General features: G+C 62.2%; 22 protein-coding genes. 8 read left to right on the top strand and 14 right to left on the bottom strand.

What is annotated here, in order from left to right:
* Positions 1-63: 63 nt before the first annotated feature.
* From MRY75_RS15040 to pdhA, 5 genes are read right to left on the bottom strand one after another with little or no spacing between them, the layout of a single operon-like run.
* Positions 64-1,347, bottom strand: coding sequence for a pyruvate dehydrogenase complex dihydrolipoamide acetyltransferase (locus MRY75_RS15040; protein WP_292308818.1), 1,284 nt, complete (start codon positions 1,345-1,347; stop codon positions 64-66).
* 1 nt (position 1,348) lies between these two features.
* Complete coding sequence (locus tag MRY75_RS15035) at positions 1,349-1,603, bottom strand: hypothetical protein (protein ID WP_292308817.1); 255 nt, start codon at positions 1,601-1,603, stop codon at positions 1,349-1,351.
* Complete coding sequence (locus MRY75_RS15030) at positions 1,600-2,982, bottom strand: pyruvate dehydrogenase complex E1 component subunit beta (protein ID WP_292308816.1); 1,383 nt, start codon at positions 2,980-2,982, stop codon at positions 1,600-1,602. Before MRY75_RS15030 ends, MRY75_RS15035 begins: the two co-directional genes overlap by 4 nt.
* Complete coding sequence (locus MRY75_RS15025) at positions 2,982-3,206, bottom strand: hypothetical protein (RefSeq protein ID WP_292308815.1); 225 nt, start codon at positions 3,204-3,206, stop codon at positions 2,982-2,984. Before MRY75_RS15025 ends, MRY75_RS15030 begins: the two co-directional genes overlap by 1 nt.
* A complete protein-coding gene (pdhA, locus tag MRY75_RS15020; RefSeq protein ID WP_292308814.1) occupies positions 3,206-4,219 on the bottom strand; it encodes a pyruvate dehydrogenase (acetyl-transferring) E1 component subunit alpha in 1,014 nt (337 codons plus the stop codon). Before pdhA ends, MRY75_RS15025 begins: the two co-directional genes overlap by 1 nt.
* A 317-nt stretch (positions 4,220-4,536) precedes the next feature.
* Here pdhA and MRY75_RS15015 point away from each other — a divergent pair, with 317 nt between their 5' ends.
* A complete protein-coding gene (locus tag MRY75_RS15015; RefSeq protein ID WP_292308813.1) occupies positions 4,537-6,282 on the top strand; it encodes a type I secretion protein in 1,746 nt (581 codons plus the stop codon).
* A gap of 42 nt (positions 6,283-6,324) precedes the next feature.
* On the opposite strand, the gene MRY75_RS15010 is transcribed toward MRY75_RS15015, so the two are convergent.
* Both MRY75_RS15010 and MRY75_RS15005 read right to left on the bottom strand, forming a co-directional pair.
* Positions 6,325-6,627 carry a septum formation initiator family protein gene (locus MRY75_RS15010; protein ID WP_292308812.1) on the bottom strand — a complete coding sequence of 101 codons (303 nt, stop codon included), beginning with the start codon at positions 6,625-6,627 and terminating at the stop codon, positions 6,325-6,327.
* Between the two features lie 149 nt (positions 6,628-6,776).
* Entirely contained in the window at positions 6,777-7,952 is a 1,176-nt protein-coding gene (locus MRY75_RS15005) for a phosphoglycerate kinase (protein ID WP_292308811.1), read from the bottom strand.
* 124 nt (positions 7,953-8,076) lie between these two features.
* On the opposite strand from MRY75_RS15005, the gene MRY75_RS15000 reads away from it, so the two are divergent.
* The 3 genes from MRY75_RS15000 to MRY75_RS14990 all read left to right on the top strand — a co-directional run bounded on the left by MRY75_RS15000 (position 8,077) and on the right by MRY75_RS14990 (position 10,336).
* Complete coding sequence (locus MRY75_RS15000; protein ID WP_292308810.1) at positions 8,077-8,583, top strand: peptidylprolyl isomerase; 507 nt, start codon at positions 8,077-8,079, stop codon at positions 8,581-8,583.
* Positions 8,576-9,124 carry a peptidylprolyl isomerase gene (locus MRY75_RS14995; protein ID WP_292308809.1) on the top strand — a complete coding sequence of 183 codons (549 nt, stop codon included), beginning with the start codon at positions 8,576-8,578 and terminating at the stop codon, positions 9,122-9,124. Before MRY75_RS15000 ends, MRY75_RS14995 begins: the two co-directional genes overlap by 8 nt.
* A gap of 246 nt (positions 9,125-9,370) precedes the next feature.
* The gene (locus MRY75_RS14990) at positions 9,371-10,336 is read left to right on the top strand and encodes a DUF3179 domain-containing protein (RefSeq protein WP_292308808.1); all 966 of its coding nucleotides are present in this window, start codon (positions 9,371-9,373) and stop codon (positions 10,334-10,336) included.
* A gap of 27 nt (positions 10,337-10,363) precedes the next feature.
* Here the strand turns inward: MRY75_RS14990 and tyrS are convergent, their stop codons facing one another.
* On the bottom strand, positions 10,364-11,614 hold the full coding sequence (gene tyrS / locus MRY75_RS14985; RefSeq protein ID WP_292308807.1) for a tyrosine--tRNA ligase: 1,251 nt from the start codon (positions 11,612-11,614) through the stop codon (positions 10,364-10,366).
* A 22-nt stretch (positions 11,615-11,636) separates the two neighbouring features.
* Between tyrS and MRY75_RS14980 the strand changes: the two genes are divergently transcribed.
* The gene (locus tag MRY75_RS14980) at positions 11,637-12,764 is read left to right on the top strand and encodes an anhydro-N-acetylmuramic acid kinase (RefSeq protein WP_292308806.1); all 1,128 of its coding nucleotides are present in this window, start codon (positions 11,637-11,639) and stop codon (positions 12,762-12,764) included.
* A gap of 310 nt (positions 12,765-13,074) precedes the next feature.
* On the opposite strand, the gene moaA is transcribed toward MRY75_RS14980, so the two are convergent.
* The gene (gene moaA, locus MRY75_RS14975) at positions 13,075-14,079 is read right to left on the bottom strand and encodes a GTP 3',8-cyclase MoaA (RefSeq protein ID WP_292308805.1); all 1,005 of its coding nucleotides are present in this window, start codon (positions 14,077-14,079) and stop codon (positions 13,075-13,077) included.
* Between the two features lie 80 nt (positions 14,080-14,159).
* Between moaA and MRY75_RS14970 the strand changes: the two genes are divergently transcribed.
* Complete coding sequence (locus tag MRY75_RS14970; protein WP_292308804.1) at positions 14,160-14,645, top strand: hypothetical protein; 486 nt, start codon at positions 14,160-14,162, stop codon at positions 14,643-14,645.
* On the opposite strand, the gene MRY75_RS14965 is transcribed toward MRY75_RS14970, so the two are convergent.
* Genes MRY75_RS14965 through glmU form a run of 3 tightly spaced genes read right to left on the bottom strand, consistent with a single transcriptional unit; the run spans position 14,634 to position 18,484 of the window.
* The gene (locus tag MRY75_RS14965) at positions 14,634-15,317 is read right to left on the bottom strand and encodes a DNA alkylation repair protein (RefSeq protein ID WP_292308803.1); all 684 of its coding nucleotides are present in this window, start codon (positions 15,315-15,317) and stop codon (positions 14,634-14,636) included. The two genes, MRY75_RS14970 and MRY75_RS14965, sit on opposite strands and share 12 nt — an antisense overlap.
* Positions 15,314-17,131: a glutamine--fructose-6-phosphate transaminase (isomerizing) gene (gene glmS / locus MRY75_RS14960; protein ID WP_292308802.1), complete on the bottom strand. Its 1,818-nt coding sequence runs from the start codon at positions 17,129-17,131 to the stop codon at positions 15,314-15,316. The genes MRY75_RS14965 and glmS overlap by 4 nt, the downstream gene beginning before the upstream one ends.
* A gap of 3 nt (positions 17,132-17,134) precedes the next feature.
* Entirely contained in the window at positions 17,135-18,484 is a 1,350-nt protein-coding gene (gene glmU / locus MRY75_RS14955) for a bifunctional UDP-N-acetylglucosamine diphosphorylase/glucosamine-1-phosphate N-acetyltransferase GlmU (RefSeq protein ID WP_292308801.1), read from the bottom strand.
* A 105-nt stretch (positions 18,485-18,589) separates the two neighbouring features.
* Between glmU and MRY75_RS14950 the strand changes: the two genes are divergently transcribed.
* Positions 18,590-19,252, top strand: a complete 663-nt coding sequence (locus MRY75_RS14950; RefSeq protein WP_292308800.1) for an HAD-IA family hydrolase — start codon at positions 18,590-18,592, stop codon at positions 19,250-19,252.
* Here the strand turns inward: MRY75_RS14950 and MRY75_RS14945 are convergent.
* Positions 19,249-19,704 carry a CreA family protein gene (locus MRY75_RS14945; protein ID WP_292308799.1) on the bottom strand — a complete coding sequence of 152 codons (456 nt, stop codon included), beginning with the start codon at positions 19,702-19,704 and terminating at the stop codon, positions 19,249-19,251. The two genes, MRY75_RS14950 and MRY75_RS14945, sit on opposite strands and share 4 nt — an antisense overlap.
* A gap of 9 nt (positions 19,705-19,713) precedes the next feature.
* Positions 19,714-20,184 carry a pyridoxamine 5'-phosphate oxidase family protein gene (locus MRY75_RS14940; RefSeq protein WP_292308798.1) on the bottom strand — a complete coding sequence of 157 codons (471 nt, stop codon included), beginning with the start codon at positions 20,182-20,184 and terminating at the stop codon, positions 19,714-19,716.
* A gap of 138 nt (positions 20,185-20,322) precedes the next feature.
* Between MRY75_RS14940 and MRY75_RS14935 the strand changes: the two genes are divergently transcribed.
* Positions 20,323-21,486, top strand: coding sequence for an isovaleryl-CoA dehydrogenase (locus tag MRY75_RS14935; protein ID WP_292308797.1), 1,164 nt, complete (start codon positions 20,323-20,325; stop codon positions 21,484-21,486).
* The last annotated feature ends 13 nt before the right edge of the window (positions 21,487-21,499 follow it).

The following is a 21,499-nucleotide window of genomic DNA, read 5'->3' as shown; positions in this document are numbered from 1 at the left end:
GCGCTGCCCCCGTCGCCCCTTGGGCGACTCCCCCGAAGTATTTTTGAACCAGTGAAGACCGGGTCAGGCCAGCATGGCCATCGGGTTTTCCAGATTGTCGACAATGGCTTGCAGGAGTTCCGCGCCAAGAGCGCCGTCGATCACGCGGTGATCCACTGACAGCGTCATGGACATGACCGTTGCGACTTTGACGGTGCCGTCTTCGCCAACCACCGGTTTTTTCAGACCTGCCCCAACCGCAAGGATTGCGCCATGGGGTGGGTTGATGACGGCGTCGAAGTTTTCAATTCCGAACATGCCGAGGTTCGAGATGGCAAAGCTGCCGCCCTGGTATTCGTGCGGGGCCAGCTTGCGGTCGCGGGCGCGGGTGGCCAGATCCTTCATCTCGGCAGAGAGGGCGGACAGGGATTTCTGGTGTGCGTCTTTCAGGACGGGCGTGAAGAGACCGCCTTCGATGGCGACGGCCACGGCCACATCCGATGGCTCCAATTGCAGGATGCGGTCACCGGCCCAGACGGCATTGGCTGCGGGCACCTGTTGCAGGGCCAGCGCGCAGGCCTTGATGATGAAATCGTTGACGCTGAGTTTGACGCCGCGCTTTTCGAGCTGGGCGTTGAGTTGGGCGCGGAAGGCCATCAGCGGATCGAGGGTGACGGACCGGCGCAGGTAGAAATGCGGGATGGTCTGTTTGGCCTCGGTCAGTCGTGCGGCGATGGTCTTGCGCATGCCGTCGAGCGGCAGCTCGGTATAGGCGCGGCCTTCGTACATCTTCGCAATCGCGCTGGCGTCGACCGGTTTGGCAGCCGGAGCAGATGCGGCAGGGGCTGCGGCTGGGGCCGGGGCGGCGGCGGGTTGTGCGGTGGCACCCTCGACGTCGGCTTTGACGATGCGTCCGCGTGGGCCGGAGCCGGTGATCTGGCTCAGGTCGAGGCCCTTTTCGGAGGCGATGCGGCGCGCGAGGGGCGAGGCGAAGATACGGTCACCGCTTTTGGCCGGCGCGGGGGGCGCGGCAGTGGGGGTGGAGGCGGCGGCGGCTTCGGCGGGTTTGGGTGGGGCCGTTTGCGGGGCGGTCTCAGGGGCTGCGCCCAGATGGTCGGCGCTTTCGCCGTCTTCGAGCAGCATCGCGATGGGGGTGTTGACCTTCACGTCCGCAGTACCTTCGGCCACGAGGATCTTGCCGATCACACCTTCGTCCACGGCTTCAAATTCCATTGTCGCCTTGTCGGTCTCGATCTCGGCGATCACGTCGCCCGAGGACACCGTGTCGCCTTCCTTGACCAGCCATTTCGCCAGCGTGCCGTCCTCCATCGTGGGCGACAGGGCGGGCATGAGGATTTCGATTGGCATGTCAGGTCTCCTCGATCAGGGTGATGAGGTCGTAGGGGTCTTTGGGCGTTTTCCCGGCTTTTAGCGCGGCGACGGCCTTGGTGATCTGGCGCTTGTGTGCGCCGATCCATTCATAGGCCGATTGATGCGAGGGGCGGGCCTCGTTCGGGAATCTGTCCATCAAGCATTCCGGAACCAAAGCCGCGCCTTCGGGTGTAACCACGTGATAGGCCTCGCGGGCGACGTCGCGGGTTCGGACGGTCAGGTCACCACTCATCGGTAGCAGACCTTTTTCGCCGCTTCGATCACTTCGGCCGTGGTCACCAGCGCGTGTTTTTCGAGGTTTGCGGCATAGGGCATGGGCACGTCCTTGCCGGTCAGGTTCAGCACCGGCGCGTCGAGATAATCAAACGCGCGTTCCATGATGACGGCGGACAGGTGGTTGCCGATGGCCCCGACGGGAAAGCCTTCTTCGACCGTGATGCAGCGGTTGGTTTTCTGCACGCTTGCGATCACCGTGTCATAGTCGATGGGGCGCAGGGTGCGCAGGTCGATCACCTCGGCCTCGATGCCGTCTTCGGCAAGCTTTTCAGCAGCTTCCAGCGCGTAAGTCATGCCGATGCCGAAGCTCACGATGGTCACATCCGAGCCTTCTCGCCAGATGCGGGCCTTGCCGAAGGGGACGGTGTAATCCTCGATCTCGGGGACCTCGAAACTTTTGCCATAAAGGATTTCGTTTTCGAGGAAGATCACCGGGTTCGGGTCGCGGATCGCGGTTTTCAGAAGGCCTTTGGCATCGGATGCCGAATAGGGCATCACCACCTTGAGGCCGGGAATGTGCGCGTACCAAGCGGCGTAGTCCTGCGAGTGTTGGGCTCCCACGCGGGCGGCAGCCCCGTTCGGGCCGCGGAAGACCATTGGGGCCCCCATCTGGCCACCGGACATGTAGAGCGTCTTGGCGGCGGAATTGATAATCTGATCAATCGCTTGCATGGCGAAGTTGAACGTCATGAACTCGACGATCGGGCGCAGCCCGCCAAAGGCGGCACCGACGGCGATGCCGGCAAAGCCGTGTTCGGTGATCGGCGTGTCCATCACCCGGCGTGCGCCGAATTCGTCCAGAAGCCCTTGGCTGATCTTGTATGCCCCTTGGTATTCACCGACCTCTTCACCCATGAGGAACACGTCCTCGTCGCGGCGCATTTCTTCGGCCATGGCGTCGCGGAGTGCTTCGCGGACAGTGGTCTGCTTGGTCTTGGTGCCCTCGGGCCACTGCGCTTCGGCCTTGGCCACCATCTTGACCGGCTCGGGATGCGACATGCCGGCGGCGGGCTGGTCTTCGGAGCTTTGCGCTTTGTCGGCCGGGGCAAGTGCCTGTGCCGGAGCTGTAGGCGCTGCGTCCTCGACGCTTTCGCCCGCTTCGACAAGCACCGCGATGGGGGTGTTGACCCTCACGCCTTCGGTGCCTTCGGGGATCAGGATCTTGCCGACAATGCCTTCGTCCACGGCTTCGAATTCCATCGTCGCCTTGTCGGTCTCGATCTCGGCCATGATGTCACCTGCCGAAACGGTGTCGCCTTCCTTGACCAGCCACTTGGCCAGCGTGCCTTCTTCCATGGTGGGCGAGAGGGCGGGCATGAGAACTTCGGTCGCCATTATTGATCCCTCAATTCAAGTCGCGCTTCGATCCGTTCGAGGCGGTCGTAGATTTCCGCAATCCGTCCATCCTGCAGCGCGTCGTCCGAGATGATGGTTCCGAGCATGGACTTGTGGGACCGCAATTCGCTTTGGATGTCGCGTTGGCCGCGATCCAGTTTGCCAAGTTTGTCCTGAATCGATTTGAGATGTTCGAGGATGAGTTCGTTGGTGACGTCCGCCATCACACGGCCTCCTCTGCGTAGATGTCCGTCCACAGTTCATCGAGGCTCGGTTCCGGGCTTTCGCGGGCGAAATCGGCGCTGGCGTTGACAATGGCCTTGATCTCTTTGTCGATGGCCTTGAGGTCGTCTTCGGTCGCGTGGCCGCCCTGCAGCAGCATCTCGCGCACATGTTCGATGGCGTCGCGTTCCTCGCGCATTTTCTGCACCTCTTCGCGGGTGCGGTACTTGGCGGGGTCCGACATGGAATGGCCGCGATAGCGGTAGGTCTTGACCTCTAGGATGTAGGGACCTTTGCCGGATCGGCAGTGTTTGACCGCCTTGTCGCCTGCCGCCTTGACCGCCAGCACGTCCATCCCGTCGACGGCTTCGCCGGGGATGCCGAAGGCGGCGCCTCGGGTGTGCAGATCAGGGGTCGAGGTTGACCGGCGCTGTGCGGTGCCCATGGCGTATTGGTTGTTCTCGATGACAAAAATCACCGGCAACTGCCAGAGCGCGGCCATGTTGAACGTCTCGTAGACCTGGCCCTGGTTGGCTGCGCCATCGCCGAAATAGGTGAAGGTCACGCGGTCGGTGCCCTTGTACTTGTCCGCGAAAGCCAGACCCGCGCCCAAGGGAACCTGCGCGCCGACGATGCCATGGCCGCCGTAGAAATGTTTCTCTTTCGAGAACATGTGCATGGAGCCGCCCTTGCCCTTGGAATAGCCGCCCTCGCGGCCCGTCAGTTCGGCCATGACGCCGTTCGGGTCCATGCCGCAGGCCAGCATGTGACCGTGATCGCGGTAGGAGGTGATGCGCTTGTCGCCTTCGCTGGCCGCCGCTTCCAGCCCGACGACCACGGCTTCCTGCCCGATATAGAGGTGACAGAACCCGCCGATCAGGCCCATGCCGTACAACTGGCCGGCCTTTTCCTCGAACCGGCGGATCAGCAGCATGTCGCGGTAATAGGCCGTGAGTTCCTCTGCCGAGACATTCGGCAGGCTCGTGGCCTTGGCCGATGGTTTGCGTGCCGCCATGGGCGCCTCCCTGCAAGAAGTTTAGCGTTAAACTTTTTCCGGAAGCCTACGATCAACGGTCTGCGGAAGGCAAGAGGCGATCTTGGCGTCGCCTCGACGGTTTGACGACCGATTCGCAGCTTTTCGGAATCGTGGCGGATATTTGGCAAGACAATTGCACACAACCCATACGCACTGTTCATCGCAGTCGCACAATCACGGCCAAAATGAGGCAGCCGAAATGAAAACTAAAGACATTGGGGCGAGAATAAGGCTGAATTGTGCTTACAGCTCATTTGGATGTCGCATTTATGCCTGAAATCGCTGCCTACGGTTTTATGGGATCAGAAGCCTCTCAGGGCTTGTTCGGTGCGAACGTGCTTGCCACGCGCTCGAGCCTTGAACAGGGGGGCGACTATGATCGCCTGATCGAAGAATTGGGTGTCGGCTCCTTCCGCTATCCGGGCGGGTCGTTGACCGAACGCTATTTCGACATCACCAACCCCAATGCCAGCATCGTGTCCGACCGGGACACCGGAGAATTGCGCGAGTTCATCCCGCTGAACGAGGCGCTGGACTATGCGTCGGACGAGGGGCTGTCGGTCACGATCGTGATTCCGACCCGCAATCTCTTGTCCGAGACTGCGGATGCCAATGGTGATCGCTTCGCCGCCATCGACGAAGCGGCGCTGCGCGGCTTTGTCCGCGATGTCGTGACCGGCGTGCACGGAGATGCCGATATCGAAGCGTTCGAACTTGGCAATGAATACTGGGGCAGCGGGCAGATGTCCTCTGTCGAATACGGCCGCCTTGCAAGCGAGATGGCCGTCATCGTCAATGATGAACTCAGCCTGCAGGGTTCGGATGCCGAAATCATCGTGCAATCCGGGACAAATTTCGATTTTGCCCGCCTGTCCGACGACTATGGCGCGGACATGTCCAGCGCGGATATCCTGGCTGACCTGAACGCCACCTATGACCTCAACCTGGGTGCGGACAGCATCTACAGTTCGGGCGAGATCAACTGGACCCATGTCGCCAACGAGATGATCCTGTCCGAGTTCGACACCGAAGCTGAACGCAGCGCGGTCGATCAGGTCGCGGTGCATGTCTATTCGCGCGGCCAGGTAAACGAAAGCCAGCGCACGTTCTTCCTCAACAGCACCGACGAGACATGGGGCGAACAGATCCCCGATGCGCAGATTGCCGTCACCGAATGGAACACGGCAGGCAACTCGGACAGTCTGGACCGGTCGACCGATTTTGGACTGTTCCAGTCGCATGAAATGATCAACATCATGGAAGAGTTCCTGCGCTACGATGTCGAGCAGGCGCATGTCTGGCCGCTGATCCAGAACACACCGAACACGCTCAGCGTCGATGATGGTACGGCGACGCTCACACCCGGTGGCGCGATGTTCAATATGATGCAGGAGGCGATGCCGGGCAAAGTGGCCATCGACCTTACCCCCGAAGCTGGTGCGGACACGGAAGTACAGGAAGACGGGATTTCGCTGCATGGGTTCTGGGAACCGGACGAGCTATTGTTCTATATCGCCGCGACCGGCGAAGAGGGTGCAGACACGGAAGTCGATTTCTCGGCACTGGTGAGCGATGCAGGACGGGTGGAAATCTCCATCCTTGGCGTTGCAGATGGCTCCCCGATCGGCGCGAACAGCTCGGATGCCGTGGTCGAACAGATCGATCCGGCACTTCTGATGGAGGGCACGAACCTGTCGGTCCAGATGGATCAGGGCGAGATCATGCAGGTCCGGATGTTCGGCTTCACACCGTCGCAAGACTTTCAGGACGTGATTTCCGAGGAATCGCCCGAAGACCTGCCTGATCCGATGATCGACGATTTTTCCGATGTGTCGGCGCCCACCGAAGCGGCTGCCGCCCCGGAGGCCATCAACTTCCCGACCGTTGCGGCTACCGCCGGCGAGGAGGAGCGGATCGCTTTGGAATTCGAAGAGGCACAGGCTGCGGAAGATGACGATGCGGCGAATGATGACGATGCCGGCGGCGTCACGGATCTGATGATGTTCCTGCCGTTCCTCGGCATTCTCGCGGCGTTCATGTAAGACGGCTCTGACCCGCATGGTGCGGGCAGGGCACCCCTGAACTTAGCGAACGACGATTTCGTCGGTGCGGATCAGGCCAAGCATGTCGCGGGCGCGCTCGTCCAGCAGATCAAGATCAAGATAGGTGTCCGACAGACGGCGCGTCAGGTTCTCCATGCGCGCCAGTTCGATCTGAAGTTCGGCAAGCTCGGCTTCGAGCGTCCGGGTTTCGACCTCGATTTCAGCGCGACGGAACACGCCGTAATCGCCCTGCACGGCTGCAAAAATGAAATAGGCGCCCACACAGAAAGAGCCTGCGAAATACACAAGCCCACCCAGGGCCGGTCGTGTGCGGTGTTGCGTCATCATCTGCCTCAGATCACGCCTCTTTCCGGGCGCGTGCATCGACAATTGCACAGGGGATTTCCTGTGAAAATCCCCTGCTATCTTTTTTCCACAAATATCCGCAGGAAGCCGCGCAGCTGTTGCTTTCCGGACTCGCCCTCCGGCGCGGATCAGCCCAGAGCGGCGACACCCGGCAGGGTCTTGCCTTCCATCCATTCAAGGAAGGCACCGCCCGCGGTCGAGATGTAGGTAAAGCTTTCCGACGCATCCGCCTTGTTGAGCGCCGCCACCGTATCGCCGCCGCCTGCAACCGAGATCAGCTTGCCCGCCCGGCTGAGACCCGCCGCGTAAGCGGCTGCGGCATTGGTGGCCGCGTCGAAGGGCGGGATCTCGAACGCGCCCAGCGGGCCGTTCCAGATCAGCGTTTTTGCGCGGTCGAAGGCCTGGCAGATATGCGCCACGCTGTCGGGGCCCGCGTCGAGGATCATCGCATCCGCCGGGCAGTCTTCGGTCTTGACCGTCTGAGCCTCGGCCCCCGCCTTGAACTCGCGCGCCACAACCACGTCACGCGGCAAGAGCAGTTCGCAGCCCGTGGTGGTGGCCTTTTCGGCGATGGCGCGGGCTGTGTCGGCCAGATCGTGTTCGCAGAGCGACTTGCCCACATCCACGCCCTGTGCCGCAAGGAAGGTGTTGGCCATGCCGCCGCCGATCACGAGGATGTCCACCTTTTCGATCAGGTTCGACAGAAGGTCGAGCTTGGTCGACACTTTTGCGCCGCCAACCACGGCAACGACAGGGCGTTCCGGGTTGCTGAGTGCTGCCTCGAGCGCGCGGAGTTCCGCTTCCATCAGACGACCGGCACAGGACGGCAGAAGATGCGCCACGCCGGTGGTTGACGCATGGGCGCGGTGCGCGGCCGAGAAAGCATCGTTGCAAAAGACGTCACCAAGCGAGGCGAGGAATTCCGCCATCTTGGGATCGTTCGCCTCTTCCATCGGGGTGAAGCGGGTGTTTTCCACGAGCACCACCGCATCGGCGGACAGGGCGTCGATCTGGTCGCGCGAGGGTTGCTCCATGAACGTCACGCTGCGCCCCAACGCCTCTTCCAGCGCAGGCTGCACAAGACGCAGGCTCATCTCCGGGTTCGGCTTGCCCTTGGGGCGGCCGAAATGTGCGAGCAGGATGGGCGTGCCGCCCTTCGACAGGATGTCGGTGATGGTGGGCACGATCCGTGTGATCCGGGTGGCATCCGTCACCACGCCATTTTCCAGCGGCACATTGATGTCGACCCGTGTCAGCACGCGCTTGCCAGCAAGGTCCATGTCGTCGAGCGTTTTCCAGGCCATCTGCCCCTCCTGATCACTGTGCCCCCGTGATGGCGTTGTGAGCGCCCGAGGTCAATGCGGTCCTTGGCAATCCCAAACCCGCGCTTTAAGTCTTGCCGCAACTTGTCATCTGAAGGAGCACGGCATGGCCGAGATCAAAGACCCCGAAAACACCATCCTGATCGAATTGAAGGACGGCACCGTCACCATCGAACTGCTGCCCGATGTGGCCCCCAAACATGCCGAGCGCATGAAAGAGCTGGCGCGGTCGGGTCAGTATGACAACGTGTGTTTTCACCGGGTGATCGACGGATTCATGGCGCAGACCGGCGATGTGGAACACGGTGACATGGAAGACGGCTTCAACCTGCGCCGCGCGGGCACAGGTGGGTCGGACCTGCCGGACCTGCCGGCGGAATTCTCCAAGCTGCCGCATGACCGGGGCACGCTGGGCGCGGCGCGGTCGCAGAACCCGAATTCGGCCAATTCGCAGTTCTTCATCAACTTCAAGGACAACCATTTCCTGAACGGTCAGTACACGGTCTATGGCCGCGTGATTTCCGGCATGGAGCATGTGGACGCCATCACCCGAGGTGAGCCGCCTGCAAACCCCGACCGGATGATCTCCGTAAAGGTGGCCGCAGATGCGTAAGCTGGCGATTGCCTTTTCCCTGCTGGCGTCACCGGCGCTGGCAACCGGCCTTCAGATCAATATCGAAGGCGAGGCCAATGGCACTGTTGTGATCGACCTCTTCGAGGACGTGGCCCCGCAGCACGTCGCGCAGATCACCGCTCTGGCGGAAGAGGGCGCCTATGACGGCGTTGTCTTTCACCGGGTGATTGACGGCTTCATGGCTCAGACCGGCGATGTCGAATTCGGCAAGATCGACGGGGGCGACATGCGGATGGCCGGTCGTGGCGGCTCCAGTCGCCCGGATCTGCCGGCCGAGTTTTCGGACCTGCCGTTTGACCGTGGTGTCGTGGGTATGGCGCGGTCGCAGAACCCGAACTCGGCCAATTCGCAGTTCTTCATCATGTTTCAGGAAGGCTATTTCCTGAACGGTCAGTACACGGTGGTCGGCACCGTGACCGAAGGCATGGATGTGGTCGACACGATCAAGCGCGGTGAAGGCCGCAACGGCGAAGTCATGGGCCGTCCGGATGTGATGAGCACGGTCACGGTCACCGAATGATTTGAGTGTGCGTGGCCCTGCGGGGCCACGCGCAGGCTTTGCTGCTGCCGCCATGTGGCGGCACCGGCGATTGGCGCAGTTTGCAAAGTCACGCCTCTGACAGGTGGGTTTGCAAATCTGCAAAGGCGTATTTGCATATTTGTTAAAAGAAGAAGCAGAAGATCGCGCCTCGTCACGGTTGCGTGTGATGGGCTGTGCAGAATGATCTCTTTCCGCCACGGTACTCAAGGCTCGGGGAGGGTTGTGATGCGTCGCTGGTTTCTGTCGTTGTTTCTGTCAATGAGTTTGGCGACATCCGCTGTGGCCAGCCCCGAGTTCTGGCGCCACGAATGGCCGGACACGAATTTCGAAACCACCTCTGTGACCAACTGGGTGGAAATCCTGTCTGGCGGGCCGCCCAAGGATGGGATTCCTGCACTGGACAACCCGTCTTTCGTGCGTGCCTCGGGCAAGACCGGGATCGACCCGACCGAGCCGGTCATCGCTTTGGAGATGGGCGGACAGGCGCGGGCCTATCCGATCCGCTATCTCACCTGGCATGAGATCGTGAATGACGTTGTGGGCGGCGTGCCCGTGGCGGTGACCTTCTGTCCGCTGTGCAATTCCGCGCTGACCTTTGACCGGCGGGTGCAGGGCCGGGTTCTGTCCTTCGGCGTGTCGGGCAAGCTGCGCCATTCGGACATGATCATGTATGACCGAGAGACCCAGAGCTGGTGGCAGCAGGCGATTGGCGAGGCCATTGTCGGTGATCTGACCGGGGCCGAGTTGAAGACCCTGCCAAGCTGGATGGAAAGCTGGGCCGAGTTTGTGGCGCGGCATCCCGATGGGCTTGTGATGGCCGAACCGGGCTACAACCGCGATTACGGTCGCAATCCCTATGAGGGATACGACAGCTCCGGGCGGCCGTTTCTCTATTCCGGCGAATTGCCGCCGCACGGCATCGACGCCTTGGCGCGCGTGGTGCGGGTGGGCGACCGGGCCTGGCCTATGGAGCGTCTTGCCCGCGAGGGCGAGCTGCGCGAGGCGGGTGTGGTCATCTCGTGGCGGGCGGGGCAGGCCTCGGCCCTCGACACCGCGCGCATCGGTGCGGGGCGCGATGTTGGGTCGATCCGGGTGCGCGACGGGCAGGGCCGCGACCTGCCCCATGACGTGATGTTCGCCTTCGCATACCACGCCTTCTGGCCGGACGGGCAGTGGATGTTGGGGAATTAGACCGGCGCGCAGGACGCCGGTCTGGACTCAGCCGAGTTTGACCAGCGCGTGCCGCTTCTTGCCCGCGCTGAGCTTGATCGGGTTGGCCAGTGCGCTGGCATCGATCATCAGACCCGCATCGGTGAGCGGGGCATCGTCGATCTTGGCCCCGTTTTCCGCGATCAGGCGTTTGGCTTCCTTGCCGGTTTTGGCAAGGCCCGAGCGCACGATCAGTTGCACGATCGAAATGCCGTCGCCGATTTCCTCGGAGGTGAGCGCCACGGTGGGAAGATCGTCCCCGATGCCGCCCTTTTCGAACACTTCCCGCGCGGTTGCCTCGGCCGCAGCCGCCGCGTCAGCCCCGTGGCACAGGCTCGTCACTTCGTTGGCGAGGATGATCTTGGCGTCGTTGATCTCGGACCCCGCAAGCGCACCCAGACGGTCACATTCCTCGACCGGCAGCTCGGTATAGAGCTTGAGGAACCGGCCCACGTCGGCGTCGGTGGTGTTGCGCCAGAACTGCCAGAACTCGTAGGGGCTCAGCATGTCGGCATTGAGCCACATCGCGCCACCCTGGCTTTTGCCCATCTTCTTGCCATCGCTGGTGGTCAGCAACGGCGAGGTGAGGCCGTAGATCTCGTGATCCAGCACGCGGCGGGTCAGGTCGATCCCGTTGACGATATTGCCCCACTGGTCCGAACCGCCCATCTGCAGAAGACAGCCATAGCGGCGGTTCAGTTCGAGGAAGTCGTAGGCCTGCAGGATCATGTAGTTGAATTCGAGGAAGGACAGAGATTGTTCGCGATCCAGCCGCGACTTCACGCTCTCGAACGACAGCATCCGGTTCACGCTGAAATGCCGCCCGATGTCCCGCAGGAATTCGAGATAGTTCAGCCCGTCCAGCCATTCGGCATTGTTGAGCATGATCGCGTCCGTCGGCCCGTCGCCATAGTCCAGGTACTTGGCGAAGACCTGCTTCATGCCCTCAATATTGTCGTCGATCTGTTCCGGCGTCAGCAGCGGGCGCTCGTCCGCGCGGAAGCTGGGATCGCCCACCTTGGTGGTGCCGCCGCCCATCAGCGTGATCGGCTTGTGCCCGGTCTTCTGCAACCAGCGCAGCATCATGATGTTGAGCAGATGCCCCACATGCAACGACTTTGCCGTTGCGTCATAGCCGATATAGGTCGGCACCACCCCGTTGATCAGCGCCTCGTCAAGGCCCTGATAATCGGTGCAGTCGGCCAGAAAGCCACGCTCCATCATGACGCGCATGAAGTCCGATTTGGGATGGTAGGTCATGGGGTTGCCTCGTTATAGAATGATGCGGGCAGCTATACGCAGGGCAGGGCAAAAGGTGAAGGGCAAGTTGGCAGAACCGATCTGGGCTTTGGGCGCGATGTCGGGCACGTCTCTGGACGGGGTCGATGCGGCGCTGGTGCGGACGGATGGGGTGACGATTTCCGAGTTCGGCGCGTCGGGCTACCGCGCCTATACCGAGGCCGAGCAGGCGATGCTGCGCGCGGCGCTTGGCAAATGGCCGGGGGATGATCTGGACAGCGCGACGGCTGTTGTCTTGCAGGCGCATATCGAGGCCTTGAGCGGGTTCGAGGCGGATGTGGTCGGGTTTCACGGTCAGACACTGGCGCATGACCCGAAAGGGCGCGGCACGCACCAACTGGGCGATGGCGCGGCCTTGGCGCAGGCGCTGGGGCGGACGGTTGTCTGGGATTTCCGGTCGAACGACGTGGAACTGGGCGGCGAAGGCGCGCCGCTTGCCCCCTTTTTTCACTGGGCCTGCGCGAAATGGATCGGGGCGGACGCGCCCTTGGCCTTCCTCAACCTGGGCGGTGTGGGTAACCTGACCTGGGTTGATCCCACGCCATCCGTGCCCGAAGCAGAGGGCGCGCTGCTTGCCTTCGACACCGGTCCCGCCAATGCGCCTATCAATGACCTGATGATGGAACGGCGCGGCCTCGCCTATGACAAGGGGGGCGCGCTGGCGGCACAGGGGCAGGTCGTGGACGGTGCGCTGGAGCTGTTCCTCGAGGAAGGGTACTTCCGCAAGATGCCGCCGAAGTCTCTGGACCGGAATGATTTTTCCCTGATGCTTGATCTTGTGCGCGAGCTTGGCGACGCCGATGCGGCGGCCACGATGACCGCGATGGCGGCGGCTGCCGTGATGCAAGGGATGGAGCATTGTCCTCTGCCGCCCGAGCGTCTTTTGGTGACCGGCGGCGGACGGCACAATCCGGTGATGATGGCGATGCTGGCCTCGGCTCTGGATTGCCCGGTCGCGCCGGTCGAGGCGGTTGGGCTCGATGGCGACATGCTGGAGGCGCAGGCCTTTGCCTATCTCGCGGTGCGCGTGATGCGCGGTTTGCCGACCTCGGCACCCGGCACGACAGGGGTGCGCGCCCCGGTCGGCGGGGGTCAGATTTCGCGGGTTTGATTAAAAGTGCATGCCTGCGGCACGCAGGTTTTGCGCGTCGCGCCTTTGGCGCGCCACGCGGTTGGGGCTCTGCCCCAAACCCCGAGGTATTTTCAGCCCAAAGAAACCAATTGTTAACCTCGACGCACTATCAGAGCAGTACGGTACAGGCGGAGGCGCCGATGACCGTGCCCGAAGAAGCCTTTGGCTTACGCCAAATCGCTTCGTCACCCGTCACGGTTTTTCCGTGGCGGGTCTTTCTGGTTTGTGGTTTCTTTGGGCTGAAAATACCTCGGGGAGCGCGAGGGGCTGGCCCCTCGCTTTCACCGCATCAGCCGCCGGTATGGCTCATATGGCGCGAGACGCGGCCATCCACGGTCTGCCGCGAATAGTCGAAATCGTGGCCCTTGGGTTTGAGCGAAATCGCGTTGCGGATCGCCTCTTCCAGCGGTGCGTCACTGTGCGGATGGTTGCGCAGCGCCGCGCGCAGATCGGCGTTGTCTTCCTGACCGAGGCACATGAACAGCTCGCCCGTGCAGGTCAGACGGACGCGGTTGCAGCTTTCGCAGAAATTATGGGTGAGCGGCGTAATGAAACCGATCTTTTGGCCGGTTTCCTCGATCCGGACATAGCGGGCGGGGCCGCCGGTGCGTTCGGGAAGGTCGGTCAGTGTGTATTCCTTGCGCAACTCGTCGCGCAGATCGCTGAGTTTCCAGTACTGGCCGAGACGGTCTTCGTTGCCGATGTCGCCCATCGGCATCACCTCGATGAAGGTGAGGTCCATGTCGCGGCTCTTGCACCATTCGGTCAGGGTGAACAGCTCGTCCTCGTTGAAGCCCTTGAGCGCCACAGTGTTGATCTTGACCCGCATGCCTGCCTTCTGCGCGGCATCAATCCCCTTGATGACCTGCGGCAGACGGCCCCAACGGGTGATGTCGGCGAATTTCTTGTCGTCCAGCGTGTCGAGCGAGATGTTGATGCGGCGCACGCCAGCAGAATAGAGGTCATCCGCGAACCGGTCGAGCTGAGAGCCGTTGGTCGTCAGCGTCAGTTCCTTCAGCGTGCCCGCATCGAGATGGCGGGTCATCGCTCGGAAAAATGTCATGATGTCCCGGCGCACCAGCGGTTCCCCGCCGGTGATGCGCAGCTTTTCCACACCCAGACGGATGAAGGTCGAACACATGCGGTCGAGCTCTTCGAGCGTCAGAAGTTCCTTCTTGGGCAGGAAGGTCATGTTTTCGGACATGCAATAGACGCAGCGGAAATCGCAGCGGTCGGTGACGGAGACGCGCAGATAGGTGATCGCGCGCTGGAAAGGGTCAATCAGCGGTGTCATGCTTGGGAGCCTAGCGTTTCGGTCCGGACTGGGCAAGTATGGTGGCGCAGGCAATCACAAGACGAAGGTCGGAGGCGTGTATGCGGAAATTGGTTGGACTTCTAAGCCTTTGCACGGCTCTTGCCGGCTGCGGCGCTTTGGGCCTGCCGCCATTGGCGGTGCCTGGCTCCGGCGATGGGCAGACACGTCCTCAGGCGCGTCCCGAAGGCGCCGAAATCGCGGTACGGCGGCCTCCGTCGGATGCGAGCACCGTGGATGAGTTCGACACGACCACAGCCGAAGAGCGGGCCGCTGCCGTCGCGCCGTCCCAGCCGCAGGGCGAACGCGCGCTTGGCTCCACCGTCGTGTCGCTGGGAGACCCGTCAAAGCCGGGATTCTGGCTGGAGACGGCGCTGGTATCGGCCCCGGCGCAGGGCCGGGTGCTGTACGCGGCCAGTGGCGAATCCGTGCAGGTCGACCTGATTCCGATCGGATCGGGAGGCAGCCGTTTGTCGCTTCCTGCCATGCGTCTGCTGGTGGTGCCGCTGACCGATCTGGCAGAGGTTCAGGTGTTCTCAGGCGGGTAAATGCCGCGCCGCTTCTTTCCGGGCAAACGCCTTCATCATGCTGCCGTGGTCGGCCAGAAAAGCGCGGGTCCGTTCGGGATCGTGCTTCGACAGATCGCGCAGCCACCACGCCACCGCTTTCTGGATGAACCAGTCCGGGTCTGACACGTAACCGGCGGCCCAGCCGAGGATGCGGTCGCGAGCGGTCTCCTCGTCGGGGCTTGGGTGGTTCTGCTTGGTCCAGGGCAGGGTGATCACCAGGGCCGCGCGGCGGGTCCACATGTGGTCGCTGGTCGTCCAGCCTTCGACCGTGTCGAGCCGCGACGGGTCGGCCATCAGACGGCGCTGCCCGGCCATGCAGGCGTGATCGGCGATGGCCCAGCTGTCGAAATCGGGAACCCAGCTTTGGATCAGCTGCCATGCCTCGGCGTCGGATGGTTTGATGCGGGCTTGGGTCAGCAGTTTTGCAGCCGCAACACGCGCTTCGAAAATATTGGTCCGCCAGAGCCCATCCGCGAGCGCGAGCCGAGTTTCGAGGTCGAGCGTCTGACGCCACGCGCGGACAAGCGCATCGGTGTCGGGATTGGCGACGCCGAGATACGGGCGGTCGATCTTGTGATAGGCGGCCATCTCTTCGGCGCGCCCGGGTTCGGCTTTGCCGCGCAACTGCTCCAGCGCGTCCTCCAGCGTCATTCGACAGTCACGGATTTTGCGAGATTGCGGGGCTGATCCACATCCGTGCCCTTTGCGATGGCGGCGTGATAAGCAATCAGCTGGGCAGGCAGAGCATAGAGCAAAGGTGACAGGACGGGATCGACGGCAGGAAGGACGACGCTGCGCCAGACATCGGCCCCCGCAGCTTCGGCCCCGGCGGCATCAGTGATCAGGCACACTTTGCCGCCCCGTGCCATGACCTCCTGCATGTTCGAGACCGTCTTTTCGAATAGCGAGTCGCGCGGCGCCATGACGATCACCGGCACGGTCTTGTCGATCAGTGCGATGGGGCCATGCTTGAGTTCGCCCGATGCATAAGCTTCGGCGTGTATATAGCTGATTTCCTTAAGTTTAAGCGCGCCTTCAAGCGCGAGAGGATACATCAGTCCGCGCCCAAGAAAGAGCACGTCGCGCGCCTCGGCGATCTTGTGGGCAGCGTCAGCCATCGTGGCGTCTCGGTCCAGCGCCACGTTGAACACCCCCGGAAGCGCCCGTAGCTGGGCCAGCTTCTCGGCCAGTTGGTCTTGTGTCATCACCCCCCGTGTGACCGCCGCATGCAGCGCCAGCAAGAGCAAGGTGTTGAGCTGGCAGGTGAAGGCCTTGGTCGAGGCGACACCCACTTCGACACCGGCATGGATCGGCAGCGCCACATCGCTTTCGCGCGCGATGGAGCTTTCGGCGACATTGACGACCGACATGATGCTGTCGGCGCGGCCCTTGCAATAGCGCAGCGCGGCGAGCGTATCGGCGGTCTCGCCGGATTGGGACACGAAAAGCGCCACGGTGCGCGGCGTGATCGGCGGTTCGCGGTAGCGGAATTCAGAGGCGATGTCGACTTCGACCGGCAGATGCGCGAGCTGTTCGAACCAGTATTTCGCGGTCAGACAGGCGTAGAAGGCGGTGCCGCAGGCCACCATGGTCAAACGGTCGATCTTTGCGAAATCGGGCAGGCTGTCTGGCAGAATGATGGTGTTGCCATCGAGATAGGCGCGCAGGGCATCGGCGAGAACGGTGGGCTGTTCCGCGATCTCCTTGGCCATGAAATGCTTGTAGCCCGCCTTGTCGACACGGGTGGCATCAGTGTTGATGGTGCGGCTTTCCCGGGTCACGCGGGCACCGCTTTCATCAAAGATATCAAGCGTCTGACGCGTGAGAACGGCGCAATCGCCCTCTTCGAGATAGGTGATCGTATCGGTCATGGGCGCAAGCGCGATGGCGTCCGATCCGACATACATTTCGCCCTCACCATGGCCGATAGCCAAGGGGCTTCCCTTGCGGGCGGCGACGATCAGGTCATCCTCGCCGTCAAAGAGAAAGGCCAGGGCAAAGGCCCCGTCCAGACGGGCCAGACAGGCGCGTGCGGCATCGACATGGGTCATGCCCTGCGTGACGTAGTGATGGGTGAGCAGGGCCACGGTTTCCGTGTCGGTGTCGGTCTGGGGTGTAATCTGGTGCTCGGCCAGTTCGGCGCGCAGCTCCTTGTAGTTCTCGATGATCCCGTTGTGGACCACGGCCACCGGCCCGGACTGATGCGGGTGGGCGTTCTTGGTGTTGGGTTCGCCGTGAGTTGCCCAGCGGGTATGGCCGATGCCGGATTTGCCGGGCAGGGGGTCATGCACCAGCAGGTCCGACAGGTTCACCAGCTTGCCGACAGCACGGCGGCGGTCGAGCTTGCCGTCATTGATGGTCGCGATCCCGGCGCTGTCATAACCGCGATATTCCAGTCGCTTGAGCGCCTCTACCAGAAGTGGAGCCGCTTCGTGTTGTCCCAGAACGCCGACAATCCCACACATACCCTAACCCTTTGCCTGTTTGGCTTTCTTGGCGCGCAGCATGCTGAAAAGCTTGCGCGCGAATCCCTGTTTGTTGGTCTGTTCCGTCCGAGCGATGGCCATCGCGCCGTCGGGCACGTCCTTGGTCACAACGGTTGCGGTGGCGGTCATCGCCTCTTTGCCCACGGTCACCGGGGCCACGAGCATCGTGTTCGACCCGATGAACGTGTCGCGTCCGATGGTGGTGCGGTGCTTCATCACGCCGTCATAATTGCAGGTGATGGTTCCCGCTCCGATATTGGTCCGCGCGCCCACGTCGGCATCGCCGATATAGGTCAGGTGATTGACCTTGGCGCCCTCGTCGATGCTGGCATTCTTGATCTCGACGAAATTGCCAATGTGCACATCTTCGGCCAGTTCGGCACCGGGGCGCAGGCGGGCGAAGGGGCCGACGATGGCCCCGCGGCTGACATGCGCGCCTTCGAGATGGCTGAAAGCCCGGATGCGCGCGCCGGACTCGACGGTCACGCCGGGGGCGAACACGACGTTGGGTTCGATCTCGGCGTCGCGGCCGATGATCGTGTCGAAGGACAGGAACACCGTGTCGGGGGCCTGCATCATGACCCCGTCCTCGATCAGTGCCCGGCGTCGCGCCTGCTGGAACAGCGCCTCCGCGGCGGCCAATTCGGCGCGGGAATTGATGCCAAGGGTTTCCGCCTCGTCGCATGTCACGGCGGTCGCCGAAAGACCGCGGGCATTGGCGATACCGACGATGTCGGGCAAGTAGTACTCGCCGGACGCATTGTCGTTGCCGACAGCCTCGATCAGCTCGAAAAGCGTTCCTGTATCGGCGCAGATCACGCCGGAATTACAGAGCGTTACGGCGCGTTCTTCTTCCGTCGCATCCTTGAATTCCACGATCCGTGCGAGCTTTGAGCCGTCCATGATCAGGCGGCCATAGCGCCCCGGATCGGCGGCTTCGAAGCCCAGCACGACAACGTCATGGGCCGCCCGTGCCGCGATCATCTGTTCGAGCGTTTCGGTGGTGATGAACGGCGTATCGCCGTAGAGCACGATGACATCGCCACGGAATCCGTCGAGCACCTCGCGTGCCTGGGCGACCGCGTGGGCGGTCCCCAGCTGCTCGTGCTGTCGGACGGCAATTGCATCCGGATCAAAGGCCTGCGCGGCAGCTTCAACCGTCTCGGCCCCATGGCCGGTCACGATCACGGTGCGGTCCGGCTCCAGCGCCGAGGCAGACAGCATCGCATGGTGCAGCAACGGCGCGCCACCGATCTTGTGCAGAACCTTGGGCAGGTCCGACTCCATCCGCGTGCCCTTGCCTGCAGCAAGAATGATCAAGGCTGTGCTCATCAGGTTTCTCTTTGTCTTTTGCCTGAAGCCCTTTTATCGGTCTGGTTGAACGCCGCAAGGCAGCAGATTTCACACATGGTTGCGACTTGTGACAGGAGAGACCCAGTGCGGACGGTGATTTTCGATCTTGATGGCACTCTGGCGGACACCAGCGGCGACCTTATCGCGGCGGCCAACCATTGTTTTGATCTGATGGGCTTTGCCACGCGGCTCGATCCCAAAGGAGATGCCGGAACCGCGTTGCGTGGGGGGCGGGCGATGCTGACGCTGGGGCTGGAACGCGAAGGGCAGATGTCTGCCGAACTGATCGACCGCTATTATCCCGTGCTCCTGTCGGCGTATGGCGATGCGATCGACACACATACGGTGCTCTATCCGGGCGCGATGGAGGCGGTCGAGGCGTTGAAATCAAACGGAGTTCGGGTGGGCATCTGCACCAACAAACCCGAAGCGCTGGCGCAGACCCTGATGACGCGGCTTGGAGTGCGAGATGCGTTCGCATCGCTGATCGGAGCGGACACGCTGCCGACGCGCAAGCCCGACGCTGCGCCCTATGTTGCCGCAGTCGAACAGGCGGGCGGCGTGGTGGCGCAAAGCTGCCTGATCGGGGATACCGTGACGGACCGTGACACGGCGCGGGCCGCGAAGGTGCCTTGTGTCCTTGTCGGTTTCGGTCCGTCGGGTGAAGACATGCTCGCTCTGGAGCCGGACGCGATCATCCAGCATTTCGATGAATTGCCGGACGTGGCGCTGCGGTTGCTTGCTTAATCCGATCCGTAGAGCGGCACCGTCGACATCGACACCTTTGCCGATCCATCGGTCAGTTCGGCCGCGTGGGCGATGTAGATCAGGGTCTGGTTCTTTTCATCGAAGATCCGCTTCACGCGCAGCGATTTCAGGATGATCGACCGCGAGGCGCGGAACACGTCTTCGCCATCCGCATCGCGGTCGATGTCGCCGATGGTGATCGGACCGGTCTGCCGGCACGAGATCGAAGCGTTCGACGGGTCCTCGAACCAGTTGCCCTTGCTCAGGCGGTCGAACAAACCGCGTTCGAAATAGGCGATGTGGCAGGTCACACCTGCCACATCCGGGTCCGCAATGGCTTCGATGATGATGTCATTGCCAACCCAGTCGACCCCGACTTCGCCCACTTGTTCGGCCTTGGCGGGTGTCAGTGCGCACAGGGCCAACAGGCAGGCGATGGCGAAACGTGTCATGGGGTATCCTCAAAAATGAATGATGCCATAGGTGCCGGTATCGGGTTGTGCATCGGTCACGTTCGCCTTGATGGTTTCATAAAGATATTTGGCGGTGCCGTCGGTGGCCCAGATCTCGGCTTCGCGTGGAGTGTATTTCATCAGCCGGACCGAGTCATCCTCGCGCCCGTCCGCGAACCACGCTGCCGCCATCGGCGACCAGAGTTCATCCAGTTTCTCGTCATCTGGCGCGGCAGAGAGTCGACCTTTGATGGTGCCATACATATGGCCGCCCGAATCGCAGACATAGATTTCTGCGTTCTCGCCCTTGGTTGCGGCCTTGAAGCTGTCGTGATCGGCCGAGGTGATGAACCAGATCGCGCCGTCCTCTTGCCGGGGCAGCGGTGACATGGGCACCGGTGTGCCATCGGCCGCATCGAGCAATACGACGTGGATTTTGCTCATATTGTTCCAGAATGTGTCGGTGAGTGGCGTGGTCATTGGGATGTCCTTTCGCTGTCTCTGCGGTTCGGGCACCCAACGTCCGATCCAACTGACGGTTCCTTGCGCTTGACCTGGAGCGCGAGTTTCCCGTAGGATTTGAACAAGTGTTCAATAAATCCGCTTGGGGAGAGGCGAATGTTCAACGCGACCATGCAGTTCGATCTTGGGGAAGACGTCAATTCCCTGCGCGAGATGGTGCATCGCTGGGCACAGGAGCGGGTCAAGCCGATGGCGGCCGAGATCGACCGCTCCAACGCCTTTCCGGCCGAGCTGTGGACCGAGATGGGTGAGCTTGGCCTTCTGGGCATCACCGTGGACGAAGAATACGGCGGTGCGGGGATGGGGTATCTTGCGCATACCGTCGCCGTGGAGGAGGTGGCCCGCGCGTCAGCCTCGGTGTCGCTGTCTTATGGCGCGCATTCCAATCTTTGCGTGAACCAGATCAAGCTGAACGGAAATCCTGACCAAAAGGTAAAATATCTGCCCAAGCTGGTGTCCGGTGAGCATGTCGGCGCATTGGCGATGTCTGAACCCGGTGCCGGGTCGGACGTGGTGTCGATGCAGCTACGCGCGGAAAAGCGCAACGATCACTACCGCCTGAACGGCAGCAAGTACTGGATCACCAACGGGCCGGATGCGGACACGCTGGTGGTCTATGCCAAGACCGATCCCGATGCCGGCTCCAAAGGGATCACGGCCTTCCTCATCGAGAAGACGATGAAGGGGTTCAGCACCTCACCGCATTTCGACAAGCTGGGCATGCGCGGGTCCAACACGGCGGAACTGGTGTTCGAGGATGTCGAGGTGCCCTTCGAGAACGTGCTGGGCGAGGAAGGCAAGGGCGTGCGCGTTCTGATGTCAGGCCTTGATTACGAGCGTGTGGTGCTTGCAGGTATCGGCCTTGGCATCATGGCCGCCTGTCTGGACGAGATCATGCCCTACATGGCCGAGCGCAAGCAGTTCGGCCAGCCCATTGGCAGTTTCCAACTGATGCAGGGCAAGATGGCGGATATGTACACGGCGATGAATTCGGCCCGCGCCTATGTCTACGAAGTGGCCAAGGCCTGCGACCGGGGGGATGTGACCCGGCAGGATGCCGCTGCCTGCTGTCTTTATGCCAGCGAACAGGCCATGGTGCAGGCGCATCAGGCGGTGCAGGCGATGGGGGGCGCGGGCTTCCTGTCCGACGCACCAGTGAGCCGCATCTTCCGCGACGCGAAGCTGATGGAGATCGGGGCGGGCACGTCCGAGATCCGGCGCATGCTGGTCGGGCGCGAGATGATGGCGGCGATGGGCTAGGGCGGTTATGCGC

Origin of the sequence: Marivita sp., assembly GCF_022763305.1 — a bacterium.
Classification (GTDB): domain Bacteria; phylum Pseudomonadota; class Alphaproteobacteria; order Rhodobacterales; family Rhodobacteraceae; genus Marivita.
Note: the sequence above shows the minus strand (reverse complement) of the source record. Positions and strands in the feature narration are given on the sequence as shown.

Excerpts from the sequence above, each read along its gene's own strand:
- MRY75_RS14965 (WP_292308803.1), bottom strand. The coding sequence starts at position 15,317 with ATGACGCTGGAGGACGCGCTGGAGCAGTTGCGCGGCAAAGCCGAACCC.
- MRY75_RS14990 (WP_292308808.1), top strand. The coding sequence starts at position 9,371 with ATGCGTCGCTGGTTTCTGTCGTTGTTTCTGTCAATGAGTTTGGCGACA.
- MRY75_RS15000 (WP_292308810.1), top strand. The coding sequence starts at position 8,077 with ATGGCCGAGATCAAAGACCCCGAAAACACCATCCTGATCGAATTGAAG.
- MRY75_RS15030 (WP_292308816.1), bottom strand. The coding sequence starts at position 2,982 with ATGGCGACCGAAGTTCTCATGCCCGCCCTCTCGCCCACCATGGAAGAA.
- MRY75_RS15025 (WP_292308815.1), bottom strand. The coding sequence starts at position 3,206 with ATGGCGGACGTCACCAACGAACTCATCCTCGAACATCTCAAATCGATT.
- MRY75_RS14995 (WP_292308809.1), top strand. The coding sequence starts at position 8,576 with ATGCGTAAGCTGGCGATTGCCTTTTCCCTGCTGGCGTCACCGGCGCTG.
- MRY75_RS14940 (WP_292308798.1), bottom strand. The coding sequence starts at position 20,184 with ATGACCACGCCACTCACCGACACATTCTGGAACAATATGAGCAAAATC.
- MRY75_RS15040 (WP_292308818.1), bottom strand. The coding sequence starts at position 1,347 with ATGCCAATCGAAATCCTCATGCCCGCCCTGTCGCCCACGATGGAGGAC.
- tyrS (WP_292308807.1), bottom strand. The coding sequence starts at position 11,614 with ATGACCTACCATCCCAAATCGGACTTCATGCGCGTCATGATGGAGCGT.
- MRY75_RS15015 (WP_292308813.1), top strand. The coding sequence starts at position 4,537 with ATGGGATCAGAAGCCTCTCAGGGCTTGTTCGGTGCGAACGTGCTTGCC.
- MRY75_RS14970 (WP_292308804.1), top strand. The coding sequence starts at position 14,160 with ATGCGGAAATTGGTTGGACTTCTAAGCCTTTGCACGGCTCTTGCCGGC.
- MRY75_RS14945 (WP_292308799.1), bottom strand. The coding sequence starts at position 19,704 with ATGACACGTTTCGCCATCGCCTGCCTGTTGGCCCTGTGCGCACTGACA.
- moaA (WP_292308805.1), bottom strand. The coding sequence starts at position 14,079 with ATGACACCGCTGATTGACCCTTTCCAGCGCGCGATCACCTATCTGCGC.
- MRY75_RS14980 (WP_292308806.1), top strand. The coding sequence starts at position 11,637 with ATGCGGGCAGCTATACGCAGGGCAGGGCAAAAGGTGAAGGGCAAGTTG.
- glmS (WP_292308802.1), bottom strand. The coding sequence starts at position 17,131 with ATGTGTGGGATTGTCGGCGTTCTGGGACAACACGAAGCGGCTCCACTT.
- pdhA (WP_292308814.1), bottom strand. The coding sequence starts at position 4,219 with ATGGCGGCACGCAAACCATCGGCCAAGGCCACGAGCCTGCCGAATGTC.
- MRY75_RS14935 (WP_292308797.1), top strand. The coding sequence starts at position 20,323 with ATGTTCAACGCGACCATGCAGTTCGATCTTGGGGAAGACGTCAATTCC.
- MRY75_RS15010 (WP_292308812.1), bottom strand. The coding sequence starts at position 6,627 with ATGACGCAACACCGCACACGACCGGCCCTGGGTGGGCTTGTGTATTTC.
- glmU (WP_292308801.1), bottom strand. The coding sequence starts at position 18,484 with ATGAGCACAGCCTTGATCATTCTTGCTGCAGGCAAGGGCACGCGGATG.
- MRY75_RS15005 (WP_292308811.1), bottom strand. The coding sequence starts at position 7,952 with ATGGCCTGGAAAACGCTCGACGACATGGACCTTGCTGGCAAGCGCGTG.
- MRY75_RS15035 (WP_292308817.1), bottom strand. The coding sequence starts at position 1,603 with ATGAGTGGTGACCTGACCGTCCGAACCCGCGACGTCGCCCGCGAGGCC.